Raw genomic sequence first — 1,016 nt, forward strand, 5'->3', positions numbered from 1 at the left:
CATCAAACCACAATAAAAATAGAGATGGTCACTTTATAAATAAATTTGCGATTAGCATTAGGTTCTTCAGGGTGCGAGTGAATTTATTTTAAAAACTGAACGTTTTGACCTGAAATGGTGCGGATGAAGAAATGTAATTATATGGCCTCTTAACTATACAAACAACTACAAATTGTAGAACATTGTAGTTAATATACCAACAATTACCAAATACCGCCACCGCTTACCCCCAGTAAAGCGGATGGCGTAGTAAACATCAAACCACAATAAAAATAGAGATGGTCACTTTATAAATAAATTTGCGATTAGCATTAGGTTCTTCAGGGTGCGAGTGAATTTATTTTAAAAACTGAACGTTTTGACCTGAAATGGTGCGGATGAAGAAATGTAATTATATGGCCTCTTAACTATACAAACAACTACAAATTGTAGAACATTGTAGTTAATATACCAACAATTACCAAATACCGCCACCGCTTACCCCCAKTAAAGCGGATRGCGTAGTAAATAAATAGATAAATACTTATATAACTAATTCTCGCTTTGGCACTTTCACTTGGGAGTAAATGCCAGCGAGTTAAAATAAAAGGAATAATTTAGGAGGTAAAGATGAAAAAGTTAAATAAAAAAATTATCAACAAAATAAATGAATTAATGCTTAGAAGTTATCTAGTTTCAAAAGATGAAATTACTGATGAACATTCAGCATTAAATACTAAAAAGAATTAGGAGGAATTAAATTATGAATAAAAGATATTTATTAATATCAAAATCAGAAATTATATTTGGAATAGATACTGAATTATTTTATACCTTAGAAGAAGCAGAGAATACTGCTAAAAATAAAAAGTATTTTGAAACTAAATAATATGTGAAAAGATGAAGATGGCAAAGTTTACACAGAAGAAGAAATAATGTTAATCAGAAAAGAAATTATTAATAAATTAGATGATGAATATTGTTATAAAATTGCCGGATATGATGAAATTAATATTTTTAATAAAGAAATGGAATAC

The 1,016-nt window shown here is 28.7% G+C and carries 1 protein-coding gene; it reads left to right on the plus strand.

The window, feature by feature from the left end; translation table 4 throughout:
- Positions 1-742: 742 nt before the first annotated feature.
- Positions 743-868, plus strand: a complete 126-nt coding sequence (locus C6B38_RS11925) for a hypothetical protein (RefSeq protein WP_255401076.1) — start codon at positions 743-745, stop codon at positions 866-868.
- The last annotated feature ends 148 nt before the right edge of the window (positions 869-1,016 follow it).

Source organism: Spiroplasma sp. ChiS (genome assembly GCF_002968355.1).
In the GTDB taxonomy this organism is placed as follows: Bacteria; Bacillota_I; Bacilli_A; order Mycoplasmatales; family Mycoplasmataceae; genus Spiroplasma; species Spiroplasma citri.